At 67.9% G+C, this 19,390-nt stretch carries 19 protein-coding genes; 5 read left to right on the top strand and 14 right to left on the bottom strand.

Annotated features, from left to right (window positions below; all coding sequences use genetic code 11):
* Positions 1-411 precede the first annotated feature (411 nt).
* Positions 412-1,560 (top strand): glutathione-independent formaldehyde dehydrogenase, encoded by a 1,149-nt coding sequence (locus FB559_RS32700; protein ID WP_141960803.1) that lies wholly within the window; start codon positions 412-414, stop codon positions 1,558-1,560.
* 80 nt (positions 1,561-1,640) lie between these two features.
* Here FB559_RS32700 and clpB read toward each other — a convergent pair whose 3' ends face one another.
* Genes clpB through dnaK form a run of 5 tightly spaced genes read right to left on the bottom strand, consistent with a single transcriptional unit; the run spans position 1,641 to position 7,985 of the window.
* The gene (clpB, locus tag FB559_RS32705; protein WP_141960804.1) at positions 1,641-4,253 is read right to left on the bottom strand and encodes an ATP-dependent chaperone ClpB; all 2,613 of its coding nucleotides are present in this window, start codon (positions 4,251-4,253) and stop codon (positions 1,641-1,643) included.
* On the bottom strand, positions 4,235-4,555 hold the full coding sequence (locus FB559_RS32710) for a chaperone modulator CbpM (protein ID WP_141960805.1): 321 nt from the start codon (positions 4,553-4,555) through the stop codon (positions 4,235-4,237). The genes clpB and FB559_RS32710 overlap by 19 nt, the downstream gene beginning before the upstream one ends.
* On the bottom strand, positions 4,552-5,499 hold the full coding sequence (locus FB559_RS32715) for a DnaJ C-terminal domain-containing protein (RefSeq protein ID WP_141960806.1): 948 nt from the start codon (positions 5,497-5,499) through the stop codon (positions 4,552-4,554). Before FB559_RS32715 ends, FB559_RS32710 begins: the two co-directional genes overlap by 4 nt.
* Positions 5,483-6,115 carry a nucleotide exchange factor GrpE gene (locus tag FB559_RS32720; RefSeq protein WP_141960807.1) on the bottom strand — a complete coding sequence of 211 codons (633 nt, stop codon included), beginning with the start codon at positions 6,113-6,115 and terminating at the stop codon, positions 5,483-5,485. The genes FB559_RS32715 and FB559_RS32720 overlap by 17 nt, the downstream gene beginning before the upstream one ends.
* The gene (gene dnaK / locus FB559_RS32725) at positions 6,108-7,985 is read right to left on the bottom strand and encodes a molecular chaperone DnaK (RefSeq protein WP_246122620.1); all 1,878 of its coding nucleotides are present in this window, start codon (positions 7,983-7,985) and stop codon (positions 6,108-6,110) included. The genes FB559_RS32720 and dnaK overlap by 8 nt, the downstream gene beginning before the upstream one ends.
* Between dnaK and FB559_RS45845 the strand changes: the two genes are divergently transcribed.
* Entirely contained in the window at positions 7,912-8,214 is a 303-nt protein-coding gene (locus FB559_RS45845) for a hypothetical protein (RefSeq protein ID WP_246122646.1), read from the top strand. The genes dnaK and FB559_RS45845 overlap by 74 nt on opposite strands.
* 160 nt (positions 8,215-8,374) lie before the next feature.
* On the opposite strand, the gene FB559_RS32730 is transcribed toward FB559_RS45845, so the two are convergent.
* The 7 genes from FB559_RS32730 to FB559_RS32760 all read right to left on the bottom strand — a co-directional run bounded on the left by FB559_RS32730 (position 8,375) and on the right by FB559_RS32760 (position 14,178).
* On the bottom strand, positions 8,375-8,824 hold the full coding sequence (locus tag FB559_RS32730) for a DUF1931 family protein (RefSeq protein WP_141960809.1): 450 nt from the start codon (positions 8,822-8,824) through the stop codon (positions 8,375-8,377).
* Positions 8,825-8,893: 69 nt separating this feature from the next.
* Positions 8,894-10,492 (bottom strand): FAD-dependent oxidoreductase, encoded by a 1,599-nt coding sequence (locus FB559_RS32735; RefSeq protein ID WP_221640290.1) that lies wholly within the window; start codon positions 10,490-10,492, stop codon positions 8,894-8,896.
* Positions 10,476-10,931 (bottom strand): thioredoxin family protein, encoded by a 456-nt coding sequence (locus FB559_RS32740; RefSeq protein ID WP_141960811.1) that lies wholly within the window; start codon positions 10,929-10,931, stop codon positions 10,476-10,478. The genes FB559_RS32735 and FB559_RS32740 overlap by 17 nt, the downstream gene beginning before the upstream one ends.
* 175 nt (positions 10,932-11,106) lie before the next feature.
* Positions 11,107-12,489: an NAD-dependent succinate-semialdehyde dehydrogenase gene (locus tag FB559_RS32745; protein WP_141960812.1), complete on the bottom strand. Its 1,383-nt coding sequence runs from the start codon at positions 12,487-12,489 to the stop codon at positions 11,107-11,109.
* A gap of 23 nt (positions 12,490-12,512) precedes the next feature.
* Positions 12,513-13,187, bottom strand: a complete 675-nt coding sequence (locus FB559_RS32750) for an adenylate kinase family protein (protein ID WP_141960813.1) — start codon at positions 13,185-13,187, stop codon at positions 12,513-12,515.
* Positions 13,188-13,467: 280 nt separating this feature from the next.
* Positions 13,468-13,815, bottom strand: coding sequence for an LLM class flavin-dependent oxidoreductase (locus FB559_RS32755; RefSeq protein WP_141960814.1), 348 nt, complete (start codon positions 13,813-13,815; stop codon positions 13,468-13,470).
* Positions 13,816-13,821: 6 nt separating this feature from the next.
* On the bottom strand, positions 13,822-14,178 hold the full coding sequence (locus tag FB559_RS32760; RefSeq protein ID WP_141960815.1) for a hypothetical protein: 357 nt from the start codon (positions 14,176-14,178) through the stop codon (positions 13,822-13,824).
* A 149-nt stretch (positions 14,179-14,327) separates the two neighbouring features.
* Here FB559_RS32760 and FB559_RS44230 point away from each other — a divergent pair, with 149 nt between their 5' ends.
* Together FB559_RS44230 and FB559_RS32765 are read left to right on the top strand one after the other, a co-directional pair.
* Positions 14,328-14,504, top strand: a complete 177-nt coding sequence (locus FB559_RS44230) for a hypothetical protein (protein WP_185792511.1) — start codon at positions 14,328-14,330, stop codon at positions 14,502-14,504.
* Between the two features lie 150 nt (positions 14,505-14,654).
* Positions 14,655-15,431 (top strand): DUF2267 domain-containing protein, encoded by a 777-nt coding sequence (locus FB559_RS32765; RefSeq protein ID WP_185792512.1) that lies wholly within the window; start codon positions 14,655-14,657, stop codon positions 15,429-15,431.
* 144 nt (positions 15,432-15,575) lie between these two features.
* Here the strand turns inward: FB559_RS32765 and FB559_RS32775 are convergent, their stop codons facing one another.
* Positions 15,576-16,817, bottom strand: coding sequence for a GAF domain-containing sensor histidine kinase (locus FB559_RS32775; protein WP_185792513.1), 1,242 nt, complete (start codon positions 16,815-16,817; stop codon positions 15,576-15,578).
* A gap of 604 nt (positions 16,818-17,421) precedes the next feature.
* Between FB559_RS32775 and FB559_RS32780 the strand changes: the two genes are divergently transcribed.
* Positions 17,422-17,649, top strand: a complete 228-nt coding sequence (locus FB559_RS32780) for a tyrosine-type recombinase/integrase (protein WP_141960818.1) — start codon at positions 17,422-17,424, stop codon at positions 17,647-17,649.
* Positions 17,650-18,357: 708 nt separating this feature from the next.
* Here FB559_RS32780 and FB559_RS32790 read toward each other — a convergent pair.
* Positions 18,358-19,299, bottom strand: coding sequence for an alpha/beta hydrolase (locus tag FB559_RS32790; protein WP_221640291.1), 942 nt, complete (start codon positions 19,297-19,299; stop codon positions 18,358-18,360).
* Positions 19,300-19,390: the final 91 nt, after the last annotated feature.

A 19,390-nucleotide genomic window follows, 5' to 3' on the forward strand; every position in this document is an offset into this window, starting at 1 on the left:
TCCTCGCCGAAATACGAAAGCTACTTTAATGAACGCCGTCCGCATCGGGCCCTGAATCAGGCCAGCCCGTTCCGGGCATTACCCGATCCCGTCCACGGCGTGGCGACTCGCGCGCAGTAAATTGGTTAGCCAGGGAAAGTTACCTGGGCGGACTATTCCCTCACTTCCTGGATCGGGTGTGCACGCCACGCGCGTTTACCGGCGACGCCGCTGTTCTCGTTGGGTCGCGCGTTAATGGAAAGTACGTCCTGGTGGAAAGAGTAAATAATCCGTCGCTATGTTGACATGGGCTGTATGGATGAGAAACTCGAAAAAGGGGGATATGTCTGCGGGGATTGTTTTCCGGCGGGGTGCTCGATGACGTGCGGCTTCTGGCCGCTTTTCACTAATCGAGGGGATCGAGGTTTCGCTATGAGAGGCGTGGTGTACGAAGGGCCGCGAACGGTGAGGGTCGAGGATGTGCCGGACGCGAGGATCGAACGGCCGACGGACGCGCTGGTGAAGATAACCACCACCAATATCTGCGGCTCTGACCTGCACATGTACGAAGGCCGTACGGACCTGGAGACCGGTCGCGTGCTCGGCCACGAGAACCTGGGTGAGGTGGTGGAGGTCGGTGAGGCGGTGGATCGGGTCAAGGTCGGCGATCTGGTCTGCATGCCCTTCAACATCAGCTGTGGCTTCTGTGAGAACTGTGAGAACGGGCTCACCGCTTTCTGCCTCATCGCGAACCCGGATCCGAATGTGGCGGGGGCCGCGTACGGCTTCGCGGACATGGGGCCCTACAACGGCGGGCAGGCCGAGCTGCTCCGCGTTCCCTACGCCGACTTCAACTGCCTCGTCCTGCCGCCGGAGGCGGAGGAGCGGCAGACCGACTACGTCATGCTGTCCGACATCTTCCCGACGGGTTGGCACGCTACGCAGCTCGCGGGCCTGCGTGCGGGGGAGACGGTCGCCATCTACGGCGCCGGGCCGGTCGGCCTGATGGCGGCGCTGTCCGCCAAGCTCAAGAGCGCCAGCAAGGTCTTCGTCGTCGACCGGCACCCGGACCGCCTCCGGCTCGCGGAGGAGATCGGTGCCATTCCCATCGACGACTCGAAGGGCTCGCCCGTCGACCAGATCCTCGACCGGACCGACGGCGCCGGAGTCGATCGGGGTTGCGAGTGCGTCGGTTACCAGGCTCACGACCCGCAGGGGCACGAGCATCCGAACATGACCTTGAACAACCTGGTCAGATCGGTACGCTTCGCCGGCTCCATCGGTGTTGTCGGGGTGTTCGTACCGCAGGACCCGCAGAGCCCCGACCCGTTGTACAAGGAGGGCGAGGTCGCCTTCGACTACGGTCTGTTCTGGTTCAAGGGGCAGAGCATCGGAAACGGCCAGTGCAACGTCAAGGCCTACAACCGCGAGCTGATGCGCCTCATCCGTACGGGCCAGGCCAAGCCGTCGTGGATCGTGTCGCACGAGCTGCCGTTGGACCAGGCGCCGGAGGGCTATGAGCACTTCGATCGCCGCGACAACGGCTGGACGAAGGTCGTCCTTCACCCGAACTCCAGCTGACCTGCAACAACGCGCTGAATGACCAGCCCCCGCAGAGCCGATCCGGCTCCGCGGGGTCGTCACATGGCGACCGGTCCGGCTCATGCCGCGGTGGTCTCCGTCGCCTCCGGCGGGTTCTCGTGCCGGACGACGAGCCGGTCGTTCTCCAGCTCGACCCGGATGACCGCGCCGTCCTGGATTTCGCCGGTGAGCAAGGCACGCCCGATGCGGGTCTCCACCTCACGGGCGATGAAGCGGCGCAGCGGCCGGGCCCCGTAGACAGGGTCGAAGCCCTCGCGAGCGATGAACGCCCGGGCCTCCGGGCCGACCTCCAGCGTCATACGGCGCTCGGCCAGGCGTTCACGCACGTCGTTGAAAATCAGGTCGACGACCTGCTCGAGCTCGGCTTGGGTCAGCGACCTGAACAGCACGATGTCGTCCACCCGGTTGAGGAACTCGGGCCGGAAATGCATCTGCAGCGCGCGCATGACCCCGTCCCGGACGTCAGGCTTGATCTCTCCATCGGGCGTCACGCCCTCCAGCAGCAGGTCCGAGCCGATGTTCGAGGTCATGATCAGAATCGCGTTGCGGAAGTCGACCGTACGCCCCTGCGCGTCGGTGAGGCGGCCGTCGTCGAGCACCTGCAGCAGCGTGTTGAAGACGTCGGTGTGGGCCTTCTCGATCTCGTCGAACAGCACGACGGAGTACGGCTTGCGGCGGACCGCCTCCGTAAGCTGGCCGCCTTCCTCGTAGCCGATGTAGCCCGGCGGCGCGCCGACGAGGCGGCTGACCGTGTGCCGCTCCTGGTACTCGCTCATGTCGAGGCGCACCATGTTGTCCTCGGTGTCGAACAGTGCTTCGGCGAGTGCCTTGGCCAGCTCCGTCTTGCCCACGCCGGTGGGACCGAGGAAGATGAACGAGCCGATCGGCCGGCGCGGGTCCTTGATCCCCGAACGGGCGCGGATGATCGCGTCGGTGACGAGCCGTACGGCCTCGTCCTGGCCGATGACCCGCTCATGCAGGATCTGCTCGAGTCGCAGCAGCTTCTCCCGCTCGCCTTCCTTGAGGCGGCTGACAGGGATGCCCGTCCAGCGCGCGACGATCGCGGCGATCTCATCCTCGGTGACCACCTCGCGCAGCAGCCGGTTCTCGCCCTGTTTGCTGAGCAGCCGTTCCTCTTCGGCATTCAGGCGGCGTTCGAGTTCGGGCAGCAGGCCGTGGCGTAGCTCGGCGGCCCGGTTGAGGTCGTACTCGCGTTCGGCCTGGTCGGCGTCGCGGCGGACCTGCTCGATCTCCTGCCGTAGCTCCTGGAGTCGCCGCAGAGTGTGCCGTTCGGCCTCCCACTGCGTCCGCATGGCGTCCGCCTGAGAGCGCAGCTCGGACAGCTCCCGGCGCAGTTCCTCCAGCCGTGCCCGGCTCGCCGGATCCTCTTCCTTCTCCAGCGCCGCCGCCTCGATCTCCAGACGGGTGACCCGGCGGGTGAGCTCGTCGAGCTCGGCGGGCATCGAGTCGATCTCGGTGCGGAGTTTGGCGCATGCCTCGTCGACCAGGTCGATGGCCTTGTCGGGCAGGAACCGGTCGGCGATGTAGCGGTGGCTGAGGACGGCGGCGGCCACGATGGCGGAGTCCTGGATCTTGACGCCGTGGAAGACCTCGAGGCGTTCACGCAGGCCACGCAGGATCGAGATGGCGTCTTCGACCGATGGCTCGTCCACCATGACGGGCTGGAAGCGGCGTTCGAGCGCGGCGTCCTTCTCGATGTGCTTGCGGTACTCCTGCAGGGTCGTGGCGCCGATCATGTGGAGCTCGCCGCGCGCGAGCATGGGCTTGAGCATGTTGCCCGCGTCCATCGAGCCTTCGGTGGCGCCGGCGCCGACGACATTGTGCAGCTCGTCGACGAACAGCAGGATCCCCCCGGCGGAGGCCTTGACCTCGGCCAGCACCGCCTGCATGCGTTCTTCGAACTCGCCGCGGTATTTCGCGCCCGCGACCAGCGCGCCCAGGTCGAGGTTGAAGACGGTCTTTCCGCGGAGCCCTTCGGGTACGTCGCCGCGTTCGATGCGCTGGGCGAGCCCCTCGACGATGGCGGTCTTGCCGACGCCAGGATCGCCGACCAGCACCGGGTTGTTCTTGGTCTTGCGGGACAGGATCTGGATGACGCGCCGGATCTCGGTGTCGCGTCCGATGACCGGGTCGAGTTTGCCCTCGCGCGCCTCGGCGACCAGGTCTCGTCCGTACTTCTCCAGTGCCTCGTAGGCCGCCTCCGGGTTGGAGGAGGTCACCCGCTGGTTCCCTCGTACGGCCGTGACGGCCTCGAGGAACTTCTCCCTTGGCACCCCGGTGATGACGCTTTCGTCGATCAACGCCATCAGCAGATGCTCGACGGAGACGTAGTCATCCTTGAGCCGCTGTGCCTCCTCGAACGCCTTCTCCAGCACCCGTCCGAGCCTCGGCGTGACGTGCACCTGCTCGGGGGCAGCTCCCGGTCCCGCGACCCGGGGCCGTCTGCCGAGCTGGTTCTCCATCTCGGTCCGCAGCAGACTGGGATCGACATTGGCCTGCTCGAGCAGGCGATGTGCCAGACCGTCCGGCTGGTCGAGCAGCGCCATGGTCAGGTGCTCGGCGTCGACGTCACTGTGCCCCCTCTCCACCGCATGGGTCTGCGCGGACTTGAGGGCCTGCTGCGACTTCTCGGTCAGCTTGTTGATGTCCATGATCGGTCTCCCAGACGTCTCGAACGATGCTGCATGGCGGACTCCAGTGCGGCGATGCGGTCGAGCAGGTCGCATACAAGCCCGAGTGAGGCGTAGTTGAGAGGGAGGGTGGAGCGGAGTCGGCGGATGCGGCCGACTTCGGCGATTTGTGCGGGCATGAACCACAGGGCGCCGTGGGTGTCGTGTTCGGCGTGGATGAGGTCGAGTGCGACAAGGCGGCGGATGAGTTCCGGGTGGGTGCCGCACAGGCAGGCGAAGGTGTCCAGGTCGAGGCGTAGTGGGCGCATGAGTGCGTGTGTCATGGCCGTTCCCTGGGGTTGTAGGTGGAGGTGGCGGCGAGTTGCTCGAACAGCCGTCGTTCCTGGTCGCTCAGCTTGGGCGGGACCATGATCTGGACTTCGGCGTACAGGTCGCCGGGTTGTCCGCGGGGGTTGGGCAGGCCGCGTCCGCGCAGCCGTAGCCGGCGGCCCGAGGAGGTCCCGGGCGGGACCTTGACCTTGGTCTCCCCGCCGGGGGTCTCCAGCGCGACGGTGGTGCCGAGCGCGGCTTCCCAGGGGGTGACGGGGAGGCGGGTGAAGATGTTCCGGCCTTCGACGCGGTAGCGGTCGTCGGGGCGGATGGAGACCACCAGGTACAGGTCTCCGGATCGCCCGCCGTCGGTGCCGCGGGCGCCTTGGCCGGCCAGGCGGATGCGCTGGCCGTCGGTGACGCCGGCCGGGATGTCGACCTCGACGGTGCGGGTGCCTTCGGGGCCGGAGAGAGTGAGTTTGCGGCGGGTGCCGTGGTAGGCCTCCTCCACCGACAATTCGACCTGGGCTTCTTGGTCCGCGCCGGGCATGGAGCCCCAACCGCCGCTGCGCCGGCCCGCCCCGGGACCGTGCCGGCGTCGGGCGAACACATCGCCGAACAGGTCCTCGAAATCGATGCCCCCGACGCCTCCTTCAAAGCCCCCGAAGCCCCCACCCCCGGCGCCACCCGCACCCGCACGGGACCAGGTGTCGGGGTCGACGTCTTCGGGGACGCGGCGGAAGTCCGCGCCGAACGCGTCGTAGCGTTTACGCTGCTCGGGGTCGGACAGCACCGCGTAGGCCTCGGAAACATCCTTGAAGCGTTCTTCGGCTTCAGGGGCTTTGTTCACGTCGGGGTGGAGTTTGCGGGCGAGTTTGCGGTAGGCGCGCTGGATCTCCTCCTGGCTCGCCGTCCGCGAGACCCCCAGGTCGGCGTAGAAGTCACGGGGCGGCGCCATCGCCTGACCCCTTGGCCACCACCACCTGCGCCGGCCGCAACTGCCGTTCACCCACGCCGTAGGCAGGCGACAGCACCCGTACGACCGTGCCCTCTGCCGCGTCCGCGCCGGCCACAGTACTGACGGCCTCGTGCCGGAACGGGTCGAACGCGGCGCCCTCATCGTCTTGACGCGGGAACCCCAACCGGCCGATCACCTCACGAGCCTGCTCCAGTACCGAGGCCACCCCCTGGACCACCGACCCGGGCTCGGCCTCAGCGTGTTCCAGAGCACGTTCGAGGTTGTCCAGGACCGGCAGCCACTGCGCCGAAGCCCGCGCACGTTCAGCACCGCGCTCCTCCTCCAGCGCACGCACCGCACGTTTACGGCAGTTGTCCAGATCTGCCAACGCCCGCCGCCACCGATCCTCCAACTCAGAAATCCTCGATGCCGCGTCCTCCGCACCGGGTTCTGCCCGGCCGGACCGGTCGCCTTCCGCCTGAGCGGGCCGGGGGCCTTCGCGCGGCTCGCCGGCCTGCGGCTGGGCAGGCCGGCCGCCCAGTTCGTCTGGCCACGCGCGCGGTTCCTGCGGCGAGGGTGCTCCCTTGCCGGGGCCGCCGTTGCGCATGTCACTCATCAGTGGTGAACTCCGCGTCGATCACGTCCTCGCCACCGGGCGGAGGCTGCTGCGGTCCACCACCGGGCCCACCGGGCCCACCGGGCCTACCGGGCCCACCAGACGCGCCAGTGCCTTCGGGCCCGCCTGCGCCGGCGGCGGCGGTGAGCCCGTGGTAGACCTGCTGAAGCTCGGCGGTCAGGGACCGGATCCGGTCGATCGGCGCTTCTTCCTTGACCGCCTGGCGGGCGTCGTTGACCAGCATCTGCGCCCGCGCCCCCTCATGCTCGGCAACACGGTCACCGAGCTCGTTCAGGCGCTTTTCAACCTGGTAGGCCACCGAGTCCAGCGCGTTACGCGCATCGATCGCCTCCCGCACCCGCGCGTCCTCGCTGCTGTGCTGCTCGGCGTCCCGGATCATCCGCTCGATCTCGCTCTGATCGAGATTCGTGCTCTCGCTGATCGTGATCGCCTGCTCGGCCCCGGTGTCCTTGTCCTTCGCCGAAACGTTCAAGATCCCGTTCGCGTCCACGTCGAAGGTCACCTCGACCTGCGGCTCCCCCCGAGGGGCGGGCCGGATGTTCTCCAACCGGAACCGCCCCAGTGTCCGGTTGTCCGCCGCGCGTTCGCGCTCTCCCTGCAGCACCACCACGTCCACCGCGGTCTGGTTGTCATCGGCGGTGGAGAAGGTCTCGCTGCGGCGGGCCGGGATCGTGGTGTTGCGCTCGATGGTCTTGGTCATCACCCCGCCCAACGTCTCCAGTCCCAGTGACAGCGGTGTGACGTCGAGCAGGACGACATCTTCGACCTCGCCCTTGAGCACCCCGGCCTGGATCGCCGCGCCGATCGCGACGACCTCATCGGGGTTGACGGTCATGTTCGGTTCCTTGCCACCGGTCAACCGCCGCACCAGGGCCTGGACCGCCGGGATCCGGGTGGAGCCCCCGACCAGGATCACCTCGTCGATGTCATCGGCGGTGATCTTCGCATCCCCCATCGCCTGGCGGAGCGGCCCCTCACACCGCTCCAGCAGATCCGAGATCAACTGCTCGAACGTCGAGCGCATCAACGTGGTGTTCAGATGCTGGGGTCCGGAGGCGTCGGCGGTGATGAAGGGAAGGTTGATCGTGGTCTGGGTCACCGAGGACAGCTCCACCTTCGCCTTCTCGGCCGCCTCGAACAACCGCTGCAACGCCTGGGGGTCCTGGCGCAGGTCGATGCCGGTGTCGCGCTGGAACTCCTCGGCCAGATGGTCCACGATTCGCCGGTCGAAGTCGTCCCCGCCCAGATGCCCGTCACCAGAGGTCGCCCGGACCTCCACCACACCGTCCCCGACATCCAGGATCGACACGTCGAAGGTGCCGCCGCCCAGATCGAACACCAGAACCGTCTCGTTGCCCTTCTTGTCCATCCCGTACGCCAGCGCGGCCGCGGTGGGCTCGTTGATGATCCGCAGCACCTCCAGCCCCGCGATCCGCCCCGCGTCCCGCGTCGCATGCCGCTGCGCGTCGTTGAAGTACGCCGGAACCGTGATGACCGCCTCGGTCACCCGCTCACCCAGGAACTTGCCCGCGTCGTCGGCCAGCTTCCGCAAGATCAACGCCGAGATCTCCTCCGGCGCGTACAGCTTTCCCTTCACCGAGAACCGCACGGCGCCGTCCGAGTCAGGTACCACATCGAACGTCACCGCGGTCAACTCACTGGACACCTCGTCGAACCGCCGCCCGATGAACCGCTTCGCCGAATAGATCGTCCCCTTCGGGTTCAAGATCGCCTGACGCCGTGCCAACTGCCCAACGAGACGCTCACCTTCAGGAGTGAACGCCACCACCGACGGCGTCGTCCGTGACCCCTCACTGTTCGGCACCACGGCCGGATGGCCATCCACCATCGCCGCGATCACCGAATTCGTCGTTCCTAGATCAATCCCCGCAGCCTTCGGCATGACCTACCTCCGTAACGATCGGCCGGATCACGGCGCCCGCCGCGGACGCCGGGATGACCCCGATCAGTCCGCGATCTGGATGTTGGTTCGTCTCGGGCAGCTCCGCCCGTACGGCGTCAGTGTCGATGTCACCGAGGCAGGTAGACGTGGTACTCGAAGCGCCCCTACGGCGTAGCCGCGCCGTATTTCTCATTTCCTAGGTCCATAGCTCCTAGGTCACGAATTTCCAGGGAATGAAACCCTCTACCGATACGACGTTTGTCGCCGTGGGCGTCCGGCGCATCCTCACATCTGCCAGTTCTGGCGAATTTTTGCCATCGCCGACGCTTCCGGGATCACAACAGAAGATCGAAGAGGGCGGTCACCCTCACCCACTGGTCCGTCTGGGGGTTTCTCCGCTCCGGCTCGATGATCGTGAAGGCGCGCGCGAGCGCGAGCGTCAGCCCACCGGCGATCTCCGGCAGCGCCTGCCCGGTCTCCTCTGCGAGTGCCAGGTCGAGCGGCGGCCGCTTGGCCAGCTCCTCCAGAATGGGCCTCAGCTCGATCTCCTCGTCGAGCTTTCGGAAAGCGTGGATGGACTCCTGAAGTCCCTTGGTGACCGGCAGGTCGGAGGACTGGATGACGTCCCGAGCGTTCGCCTTGGCGTGAGCCTGGCCGATCAGGAGCAGGTCGTAGATCTTCCGGTCGATGAAGTCGTCGTAGCGCTTGAGGTCGTTCTTGTCGACGTCGACGCCGGCCGCGGCCCGGAAGAGCCGCTGGAACCGGGCCACCGCACTCGGTCGCATGGGACCGCCTCCTCTTGTCGAGCCTTACCGGCCGCGTACTCGTCCCGCATTCCGCAATCCGACGGGGCGTCAGCGCGCCAGGTGCTCGTGCACAAGCCGTACCGCCATCGAGCCCTCGCCCACCGCGGAGGCGACGCGTTTGACCGAGCCGCTGCGCACATCGCCGACGGCGAACACGCCGGCCAGGTTGGTCTCCAGAGGGAGCGCGTCACCGTGGCCCGTGCGGACGTAGCCCTTCTCGTCGAGGTCGACATTGCCGGCCAGCCAGGCGACGCACGGATCCGCGCCGATGAACACGAACAGGTCGTTGGTCTCGAAGGCGCGCCGCCCGCCGGTACGGCCGTCCAGGACGACGATCTTCTCCAGCGCGCGGTCACCAAGCAGCTCACACACTTGCGTGTGCAGGTAGACCTCCACCGCCTTGTTCCGCTCGATCCGGTCGATGAGGTACCGGGACATGCTCTCGGCGAGATCACCGCCGCGGATGAAGAGACGGACCACCGCCGCGTGCCCGGACAGGAACAGCGCCGCCTGACCGGCGGAGTTGCCGCCGCCGACGATCGCCACCGGCCGCTTCCGGCAGGCCCGCGCCTCCACCTCGGTCGCCGCGTAGTAGACACCCTGGCCCTCGAACCGATCCAGGCCCGGTACGGCCAGCCGTCGGTACCGGGCACCGGTCGCGATCACGACGGACCGGGCTCGGACACAACCACCGTCGGCGCGCCGGACGGCGTACGACCCGTCGTTGCTCTCCAGCGCGGTCGTCTCGACCGGGACACCGAGCCGGGCACCGAACTTGCGGCACTGGATGACCGCCCGTTCGGCCAGCTCACCACCGGAGATGCCGCCCGGAAAGCCGAGATAGTTCTCGATGCGGGACGATGTGCCGGCCTGGCCGCCGGTCGCGATCGCGTCGAACAGGATCGTGTCCAGGCCCTCGGACGCACCGTAGACCGCGGCCGCGAGCCCGGCCGGCCCGGCGCCGACCACGATCAGGTCACAGACCTCCTCCTCGGTGGTCTGGTCGGGGACGGGCAGTCCGGTGACCAGGGCCAGCTCGGCGTTGCTAGGATTGCGCAGCACCTGGTCGCCGAAGAGGATCACCACCGGCGTGTCGTGGGGCGGGATGCCCAGCTGGCACAGCAGCGACTCGGCCTCCCGGTCCTCTTCCAGGTCGATCCATCGGTACGGCAGGCGGTTGCGGGCGGCGAAGTCACGCAGACGCCGGGTGTCCGTGGAGAACCGGGAACCGATGATCCGGAGTCCGGCGCCGAGTTCGATCAGCAACGACCGGCGTACGAGATAGGCGCGCAGGACCATGTCGCCGAACCACGGTTCGGCGGCGATCAGCTCGCGCAGGAGGGCGATCGGCACCTGCACCACCTCGCCGGGTTCCTGCGCGACGGCGGTGAAGAACGCGGGCTGGCCGGTGAGCTGGCCGAGCTCGCCGATGAACCGGCCCCTGCCGTGCACCCGGATGACCTCGCCGCTCTCCAGCACCGCCACCGTGCCGGCGGTGACGACATAGAAGTCGTAGTCATGGTCGCCCTCGCGTACGAGGGTCTCGTCGGAACGGGTCGGGCGGCGGGTGCCGTACTCCGCGAGCCGGTCGATCTCGCCGGCGTCGAGGCGTGGGTACGCGCCGTGCAGGTCAGGTGTCTCTTGCAAGGGCCTTCTCCACCCACGCGCGCAGCGCCGCGGCCGGCGCCGCTCCAGCCTGCCGGTCGAGCACCTTCCCGCCGCGCATCAGCAGCAGCGTCGGCACCGCCTGTACGTCGAAGCGCGCCTGCGTCTTCGGGGAGAGGTCGATGTTGACCTCGACCAGCTTCAACCGGCCGGCAAGGTCCCGCGCGACCTGCTCCAGCGCGGGGGTCACCTGACGACACGGACCACACCACTGCGCCCACAGATCCACCAGTACGGGGATCGACGCGCGCTCGGCGACGTCGGCGAACGTGTCGTCGTCGGCCTCGACGATCCAGGGCAGCGGTTCGTGGCAGTTGCCGCACCGCGGCACGCCCTCGGCGGCCGTGGGCACGCGGTTCTGCTTCCCGCAGTTCGCGCACCGGACCGCCGCCTCCGGGTGAACCCTCGTGTCCTGCGCCATCACACCCCCCGTGTTCCGGTCCGTGGTCAACGCCGCGGACGGAGTCGGACGCGATAGCGGGACGGCCGCCCGTGGCCGTGGTGTACCAAGCTCGATACGTGCTCCTACAACGACACTCTCTGTCCGCCCGGCCCGGCGCATCCTCAACCTTGGTAGCGCTCGTGACCGGTCATTCTCACGGCGTGGCGTCGAGCGGAACGACGTCGATCAGCTTCTTGTTGACGAACTCCTGGATGCCGAGCCAGGACAGCTCCCGCCCGTAACCGGACCGCTTGATGCCACCGAACGGCAGCTCGGGCGCGGTCCAGGTGGGATGGTTGATGAAGACCATGCCGCTCTCGATGCGGTGGGCGATCTCCTTGCCATGCTCGATGTCGGAGGTGAAGACCGCGCCACCGAGCCCGAAGCCGGTGTCGTTGGCGATGGCGATCGCCTGATCCTCGTCGCGGACACTGAAGAACATCGCGACCGGGCCGAAGAGCTCCTGGCCGTAGACCGGGTTGTCACGGCTCACGTCGGTGAGGATCGTCGGCCGGACGAACGCTCCGGTCTCCGGCACGGGCGGGCCGACCTCGGTCGCCTGGGCACCGTACTCGACCGCCTGGGCCACCTGCGCCTTAAGGTGGTCGGCGGCCGACTGGGACGACATCGGCGGCAGCGTGGTCCGCTCGTCCATGGGGTCGCCGGCGACCAGCCCGCTCAGGGCCGCGCCGAACTCCTCGAGGAACTTGTCGGCGATCTGCTCGTGGATGAGGAGCCGTTTGGTGGCCACGCAGCACTGCCCGCAGTTGTTGAGGCGGCCCCACACGGCCCAGTGGACCGTCGGACCCAGATCGGCGTCGGGCATGACGATCAGCGGGTCGCTGCCGCCCAGTTCGAGGGTGGTCTTCTTGATCGCTTGGCCGGCGCGCGTGGCGACGACACTGCCCGCCTGTTCGCTGCCGGTCAGCGCCACTCCCATCACGCGCGGATCGTCGATCACCTTCCCGACCTGCTCCTTGGTGACGAAAAGGTTGGTGTAGACGCCGTCGGGCGCACCGGCCTGGCGGTAGAGGTCCTCGAAGGCCAGTGCGGACCGGGGAACGCTCGACGCGTGTTTGACCATGACGACGTTGCCCGCCATCACGTTGGGAACCGCGAACCGCGCCAGCTGGTAGTACGGGAAGTTCCACGGCTGCACCCCGAACAGGACACCCAGTGGGCTGCTGACGACGACCGCCTCGCCCTCACGCGTGTCGATCGGGACCGGCTTGAGGAAGTCCTCGGCGTTGTCGGCGTAGTAGTCGAAGATGTCCGCACTCAGGAGCACCTCTTCGACGCTCTCGCCGATCAGCTTTCCCATCTCCAGGGTCATCAGACGGGCGAACTCGTCCCGCCGCTCACGCAGGATCCGGGCCGCACGCCTGGTGACGGCCGCTCGTTCGTCGAAGCTCCGCCGACGCCACTCCTCGTACGTCGACCGGGCACGTGACAGGGCGTTCTCGAGTTCCGCGTCGGTGATCTCCGCGAATGTGGCGACGACCTCACCACTGTAAGGATTGACCGATTGATAAGGCATGATTCCCCCCTGACTATGCCTATTTAGGGCTGATCCCCGCCTTGCTGACGGCCGAAACGGTGCGAGGGGAGCCCCAGGAGGGTACGGATCTCCTCCTGGACCGTCTCCGGATCGCGGCTCGCGTCGACGACGAAGACCGGAGCCTTGCGCCGGAGCCGGTCGAGCAGCGCGGCGATGCTCTCCCGGTGGTCCTCGATCCGGGCAGTGAGCACCTCGGGGGTGTCGTCCTCCCGCGTCTCGAGGTGGCTACCGCAGGAGTCGCAGACGCCCTCGCAGCGGGGCCGGCCCCCGATGAGGTTGTAGTCGAGGCCGCAGTCACCGCACATCCGTCGCGACAGCGCCCGGTCGCGAGCCTGCGCGTCGGGCACGTCGAGGCAGATGACGGCGTCGAGGTCGTACCGCTCCAGGAAGAACTCCGCCTGCCGCTGGTTCCGCGGGAACCCGTCGAGGACGAACCCGTGGTTCCAGTCGTGCTGCTCCAGGCGCTCACGCATGACTCCTTCCACGAGGGACTCGTCGACGAGCCGACCGGCCGCCATGGCCTGCCGCACGCGTGCGCCGATCTTGGTGTGGTGGCCGACATGCCACCGGAGGATGTCCCCGGCGCTGATCCGCACGAGGTCGAGGTCGCGGGTCAGCATGGCGGTGTGGGTGCTCTTACCGCTTCCCGGCACTCCTACCAGCAGATACTTACGCACCGTAAGACCATCACACACTCCGTGTACGCGCGCCAGGAGGGCGGCGTCTGGATCGCCTGACCGTTGACGAGGAGGGCCGGGCACTCGTGACCGGAGCGGTAACCGGCGGATGGATCGGCCTCCTGGTCGGACTGGTGTTCCTGATCGTCAGCCCGTGGACCCCGGCATCGGTGCTCTACGCGGTCGGGCTCGGCATCGTGCTGGGCCTGATCTGGGCGGCGGTCGCACGAGTGTGGCAGCGGCAGTCGTTCGCCGCGGTTCCCGCGATCGTGGCCGACCGCTACGACGTACTGGTCGATGCCCAGTTCGCCGACGAGGCGCGGATCCAGCCGTCGCCGTACTCCAGCGTGCGGTCAAGCGCCTTCGGCCCGTTGCCACCCACGACGATCGGCGGATGCGGGCGCTGTACGGGCTTGGGCCAGCAGAAGATCGGGTCGAAGTTCACGAACGTCCCGTGGTACTCGGCCTGGTCCTTGGTCCAGATCTCCTTCATCGCCTGCACACGCTCACGCAGCAGCGCCATCCGGGTCTTCGGGTCGGTGCCGTGGTTCCGCATCTCCTCAAGGTTCCTACCGGCCCCGATCCCGACTACGGCCCGGCCGGCGGAGACCTGGTCGAGGCTCGCGATCCTCCATCACATCACAGGGCCGTCGTCACGCTCGCCCGCCGCCGACAGGTGCGGAACCGACGCACGGCGCTGTTCCGGGCTGGTCGTGACCCGCCGGCGCGGCTGGTCGCTGTCCAAGCGCGCGGGCGGGCTGTCGCGGCGCCCTTCGGGGATTGCCGTGACGCCCATGGCGCCGCAGTTGGGACAGATGATCTCACCGCCGGTGGGGGGCAGAACCGGACTACCGTCGAGCCGGTAGAAGGCGAACGTCGCGCCGACGTCGTCGCTCACGTACTGCACGTCATAGTCCGCCGTCCAGGAGTGCCCGCAGCGCCCGCAGACGAACCTGTAGCGTTCCACGGCGGTCTCGATCAGCATCGTCATCGCAGTCACCTCCGGCTCGGGACTTTCCCTTCATCGTTCCCGCCACCGGCCCTCGCGCCGCACTGGACCGTTTCTTGACCCTGCCGGCTCCGGGTTCACTACCCGAATTAGGGATGTCGCGCCGGCCCGCGGCGAATAGCGTCCCAGGCATGGAAACAGTTGCGGATCATGTGAGCGCCGCCCGCCTGTTCGTCTCCGAGGCGCTCACCCTGGACCCGAGGGTGAGCAGCGAGAAGCTCCTGGCCGCGCAGGCCGAGGCGACGCTCGCCGTCGCGACGGCTCTGGACGGCATCGCCGCGGCGATCCGTGAGGGCAAGGGCCACTGACCTCCACCCGCTGAGGAGAGCCGGCCGATGCGAGTCCGCTGGGCATCGGTTACGCGCGGTCCCTGATCGGTTGCCCGAAAACACGCTCGTGGGAGTGTGGTCCTTCGTCGCACGCCGCCGAGGCCGGCTCCTGAGCGGGGAGGAGTGACCGTGGACTACCGTGAGTTCATCCAGGCCACGCAGCGCGAAGGCGGCATCGAAGGCGACCTGGCCGAACGCGCCGCGCGGGCGACCCTGATGACGCTGGCCGAGCGCCTGTCACCCGGGCAGGCTCGCGACCTCCTCGAACAGCTTCCCGCGGAGATGAAGCCCTGGCTCTACACCCAACGCGCCGCCGAAGGCTTCGACATCGATGAGTTCCTGCGCCGCGTCGCCGAGCGCGAGGGTGTTGACATCGAGACTGCCGAGCGGCACGCGCACGCCGTCTTCTCCGCGCTCGGGAGGGCGGTCAGCCGCGACGAGATCGCCGATATGGCCGCCGAACTGCCCCGGGGCTTCGCGCCGCTGGTCGCCGAGGCCCAGAGCAGGTTCTTCCGCGTCATGGCGGCCGAAGACTTCCTGGCCAAGGTCGCCGAACGCGCCGGCCTCGACGCCGACGAGGCCCGCCGCGCCACTGAGGCCGTACTGGAGGCGCTCGCCGAACGCATCGCCGGCGGCGAGGTGGACGACCTGATCTCGCGGCTTCCGGTCGCGCTGCACGATTTACTCAGACGCGGCCGTGTCACGAGCGGCGGGACCGCGCGACGGATGCCGCTGGACCGGTTCGTGGACCGCATCGCCGAGCTGGCGGGCGTGGACCCGTTCGAGGCACGTGAGTACGCCCGCGCGGTCTTCGCCACGTTGCGCGAGGCGGTAGGGGACGACGAGTACTTCGACGTCACCGTCCAGCTGCCACCGGACTACCATGCACTGCTGCCGGAGTCATGATGGCGAACGAGGCCAGGATCGCCGTGGCCCGGCGGCTCGGAATGCGAACGGACGGCGTGCTCCGGGAGCTACCTGCACCGGGACGGCGGGCCGGCGCGGAGGTCTGGTCGGTGCTCGCACCGGAGTGGCGGGCGGCCGCGAGCCTCAGTCGGGCAGCGGGATCTTGAGCAGCAGCGACGTGCCCTCGCCCGGGGGGCTCTCGAGCTGGAACGTTCCGCCCAGGGCCTCGGTCCGGTCTTTCAGGCCGATGAGCCCTGATCCGCCGCCGAGCTCGGTGCCGCCGATTCCGTCGTCGTAGACCGAGACACGTACCGCTCCCCGGTCTATGGACAGGTCGACACGGACGCTGTTCGCGTGCGCGTGTCTGAGCACGTTGGTCAGTGCTTCGGACACGATGTAGTAGACCGCCACCTCGATGGGCTCGGGCAGGCGCCCGTCGATGCTCACGTTGAGCTCGACCGGTATCGCGAAACGGCGCGCCAGTGACTTGAGGGCGGGCCGCAGCCCACCACGCGAGAGCGACGCCGGGTGGAGCCCGCGCGAGATCTCGCGCAGGTCCTCCAGGACGTCCGTCAGACCCTGAGTGGTCCGGGCCAGCTGATTCCTGAGCACGTCCTGCCCGGGTTCGAGGCACGCCTCCGCCGTGCGTAGCTGAAGCCCGAGGGAGATGAGCCGCTGCTGCACCCCGTCGTGAAGATTGCGTTCGATGCGGCGGCGGGTCGCGTCGGAGGCCGCGATGACGCGGGCACGGGAGGCGTGCAGCTCGGCACCGATCTCGGCGTTGTCGATGGCGGCGCTGGCGAACACACCGAGCTGGAGCATGCGCGCCTCAGTGTCCTCGGGCTGCGCTTCGGTGCTGAGAGAGGCGATCATCCCCCAAACCCGCCCCTTGACCATGACGGGGCAGGCGACGACGGACCTGAGGCCGCGCTCGCGCGCCCATTCACCCATCTCGGTCTCGGCGTGGGTGTAGTCGGCGATCCGCGCCGGCTCGCCGGTCCGAGCCACGATCTCGGTCGCGGATCCGTTCTCGATCGGCCAGTGTCCGGCCAGCGGCGGCATGACGTCGGGGCTGCTCGGACGGCTCCAGTGGCCGACCGACGCGGTGGTGTCATCCGGCTCGTAGCGGTTGATGACCACGTAGTCGGTCCCGAGAAGCTCGCCGATCTCGCGGGACACCGCGCGGAAGATCTTCTCCGGCGGTGCCTCCTGGGCGGCCAGCATCGCCATCCGGCGGACCGCCACCTGCTCGTCCGCGAGATTCCTGACCTGGATCTGGCAGAACTCCAGAGCCGCCAGCAAGGACTCAAAGGCGTCTTCGCCGCCAACCTCGCCCTGCGGGCCCTCGGGCTCGTCGGACTCAGGCTCCCACTCCGCGCTCGTCACGCGTCGGCGGAGGGGCTCGACGATGGCGCGGACGGCCCGGGCGAACCTATCGTGAGTGATCCGTGCACGGGGGCGCCGGACTTTCATCGGGGCCTTGCCTCGACCAGTGGATACCGGTCATCGATCCGCATAGTGCCAGCGTACGACGGTCGGGTGAAGCCGATACGCCCAGCGGGCGCGCAGGGCCGAATCCGCACCGATCACACGATTCTCGTCGCATCGGTGTTGGACATGGGTGGCCGTCGCCCTCATGGTCTCCGTGGCCGGCGAGGTCGCCGAATCCGTCGTGCCGCCTTACATTTGCTTGCCGCTGACCGTCGGGTTCGCGGTGCGATGAGCGGGCTCGTGGTCGATCAGGTCCCGTCTCGGATCAACCGCGGCTGTCACGCGGTGCTCGGCATGGTGATCGGCGCCTCCCTGAGTCGTGGCGCTGCACCACGCGGCGCGGAACGGCCGTCCTGCTGGCCGCCGTCACGGCGCTGACTGTCGCGTTCAGCCTGGCCGCCGGGGTGGTGCTAACGATGGTGGGCCGGGTTGACCGCGCCACCGCGACCCTAGGCATGATCTCGGGCGGCTTCGACGGCAGATCCGGGATCCTGCGACCATGGCGGCTGGTATCGATCGAAGGGTCCGAGCCCGGGACCTGCGACACGCTCATGCATCCTGGATGCCGGCAGGGGGAGCGGACCGGCAGACCGTCCGGGAACGTCTCGGCCATGCTGGTCTGCGTGCTACCGAACGTTACCTGCACATTTTGCCGGATGCTGATGAGACGGCACTCGAGGCGTTCGCCCGGACTCGCGCCGACATCAGTCGGGCGACGGCGTCGTAACATGGGCCACGGTCAATTAATGGTCAGACGATCAAATCCCGGCCACCACATCTGGTGTCCGGGTTGCTGACCAGGTGAAACCTGGTGGGCGATACTGGGATTGAACCAGTGACCTCTACCGTGTCAAGGTCGTGCCGATCAATTGCTGACCTGCAGTTTTTCGAGGCGTCGCAGGTCAGCGCCGTACGTCGATGTTAGTTGGCGCTTGTTCGGGACGGTTCGGGAACCATGTCTGCTCCCGTGGCCCCCGCTCCGGGCGGGAGCAGCGGGAGCAGCGAACCCGGGGGAGCGCGGTTTGTTATAGGCGTTCTTCGGGGCCTGAGACGACGTTCTGCATGATTCGCATTCCCCCGTGTGGAGGTTTGGCTCTATCGATCCGATCGCCCGAACTCGTTCGCTTTGGCGGCGGAGTTCATCCGGAGCCGGACACAGTTTTGTCCTAGGGCCGGCTCTCGGGCGGGGACAGAACGTGGGCACGCGACCGGTAGGGGTGTGCCGATCGAGTGCCCACGAAATGCCCAGACTGCCTCCCGTCTGAACCTGCCGGTCAGCATTCGAATCCAATATTCGAGCGGCACAGGTGGGTTTTCGAGCCGGACGGCGGCCAGGGGAGGCGCTTCGTCGGTTTGCGGTCCGTTGTCAGCGAGGCAGTGCCCGCCCTGGTGTGATGACGAGCTGTGCTGCGGCGTCAGATGAACCCCGCCGACCTTAGACGTGTTGGTTCATCCAGGTGAGGATGGAGTCGATTATGCCGGGTTCGTCGAGGAGGGCTCCGCCGTGGGCGGATGAGCCGGGGACGGTTTGTACGGTGATGCCGTTGCTCGGCATGTCGTGGGCGGTCTCTTCGGCTGTTTCGAGGTCGGTGGAGTGGGTGACGGGGACGAAGTCGTTTTCGGAGTGGATGAGGTACATGGGGGCGTCGTCGGCGCCGGAGGCTCGGTTTTTGGCGACCATGTCTTTCCAGGTGTCCCAGCAGGATGGGTGCATGGTGGTGTCGAGGTCGTCGGGGTCGGGGTAGCAGCGGGCGAGGATCGCGGCGTTGTCGCGGAGTTTGCGTTCGGCCGCGGTGCTGTCTTCGTGGTTGCCGTCGTTCCATGCGCGATAGGGGGAGGCGACGGGGGAGAGGGCGACGATGCCTTTGACGCGGGCGCCGGCGGCGCCATAGGTGCCGACGACGGTGGCCAGGTGCCCGCCCGCTGAGGATCCCAGGACGATGATGCGGTTGGGGTCGATATCGAAGGTCGTGGCGTGGGCTTTGACGTAGTCGATGGCGGCCAGTGCGTCGGTGCGCTGGGCGGGCCATCCTGCGTCGAAGTCGAGGCGGTAGTCGGCGGAGAAGGCGGCGTAGCCGTGGTCGGTGAAGTAGCGGGACCAGGTGACCCAGCTGGTGTCTTCGTACCAGTAGCCGCCGTGCAGGATCACGACGGCGGGCTGGGTGGTGCTGGAGCTGTACCAGTAGGCATCGAGTTTTTGCCGTACGTGGGAGCCGTAGGCGTAGCTCTGCTCGTTGCGTGTGGCCGCCTGGGTCTGTGGCGCCTGCTTGTGCGCGGTCGCTGGTGTCGGGGCTTGTGCTGCGCCCGGCCAGGCGATGGCCAGCAGGATCGCAGTGGTGGCCAGGGCGCTGGTGATGGTGCGTAGGAGTCGGCGCAACGGGTTTCCCTTCGCCTGATACACGGCACGAGGTCGCCCGGATCGTCACCCGGAGTACAACATCCGGCAAGGTGACATAGATCACTCCCGG

Source organism: Actinoallomurus bryophytorum, from assembly GCF_006716425.1.
In the GTDB taxonomy this organism is placed as follows: Bacteria; Actinomycetota; Actinomycetes; order Streptosporangiales; family Streptosporangiaceae; genus Actinoallomurus; species Actinoallomurus bryophytorum.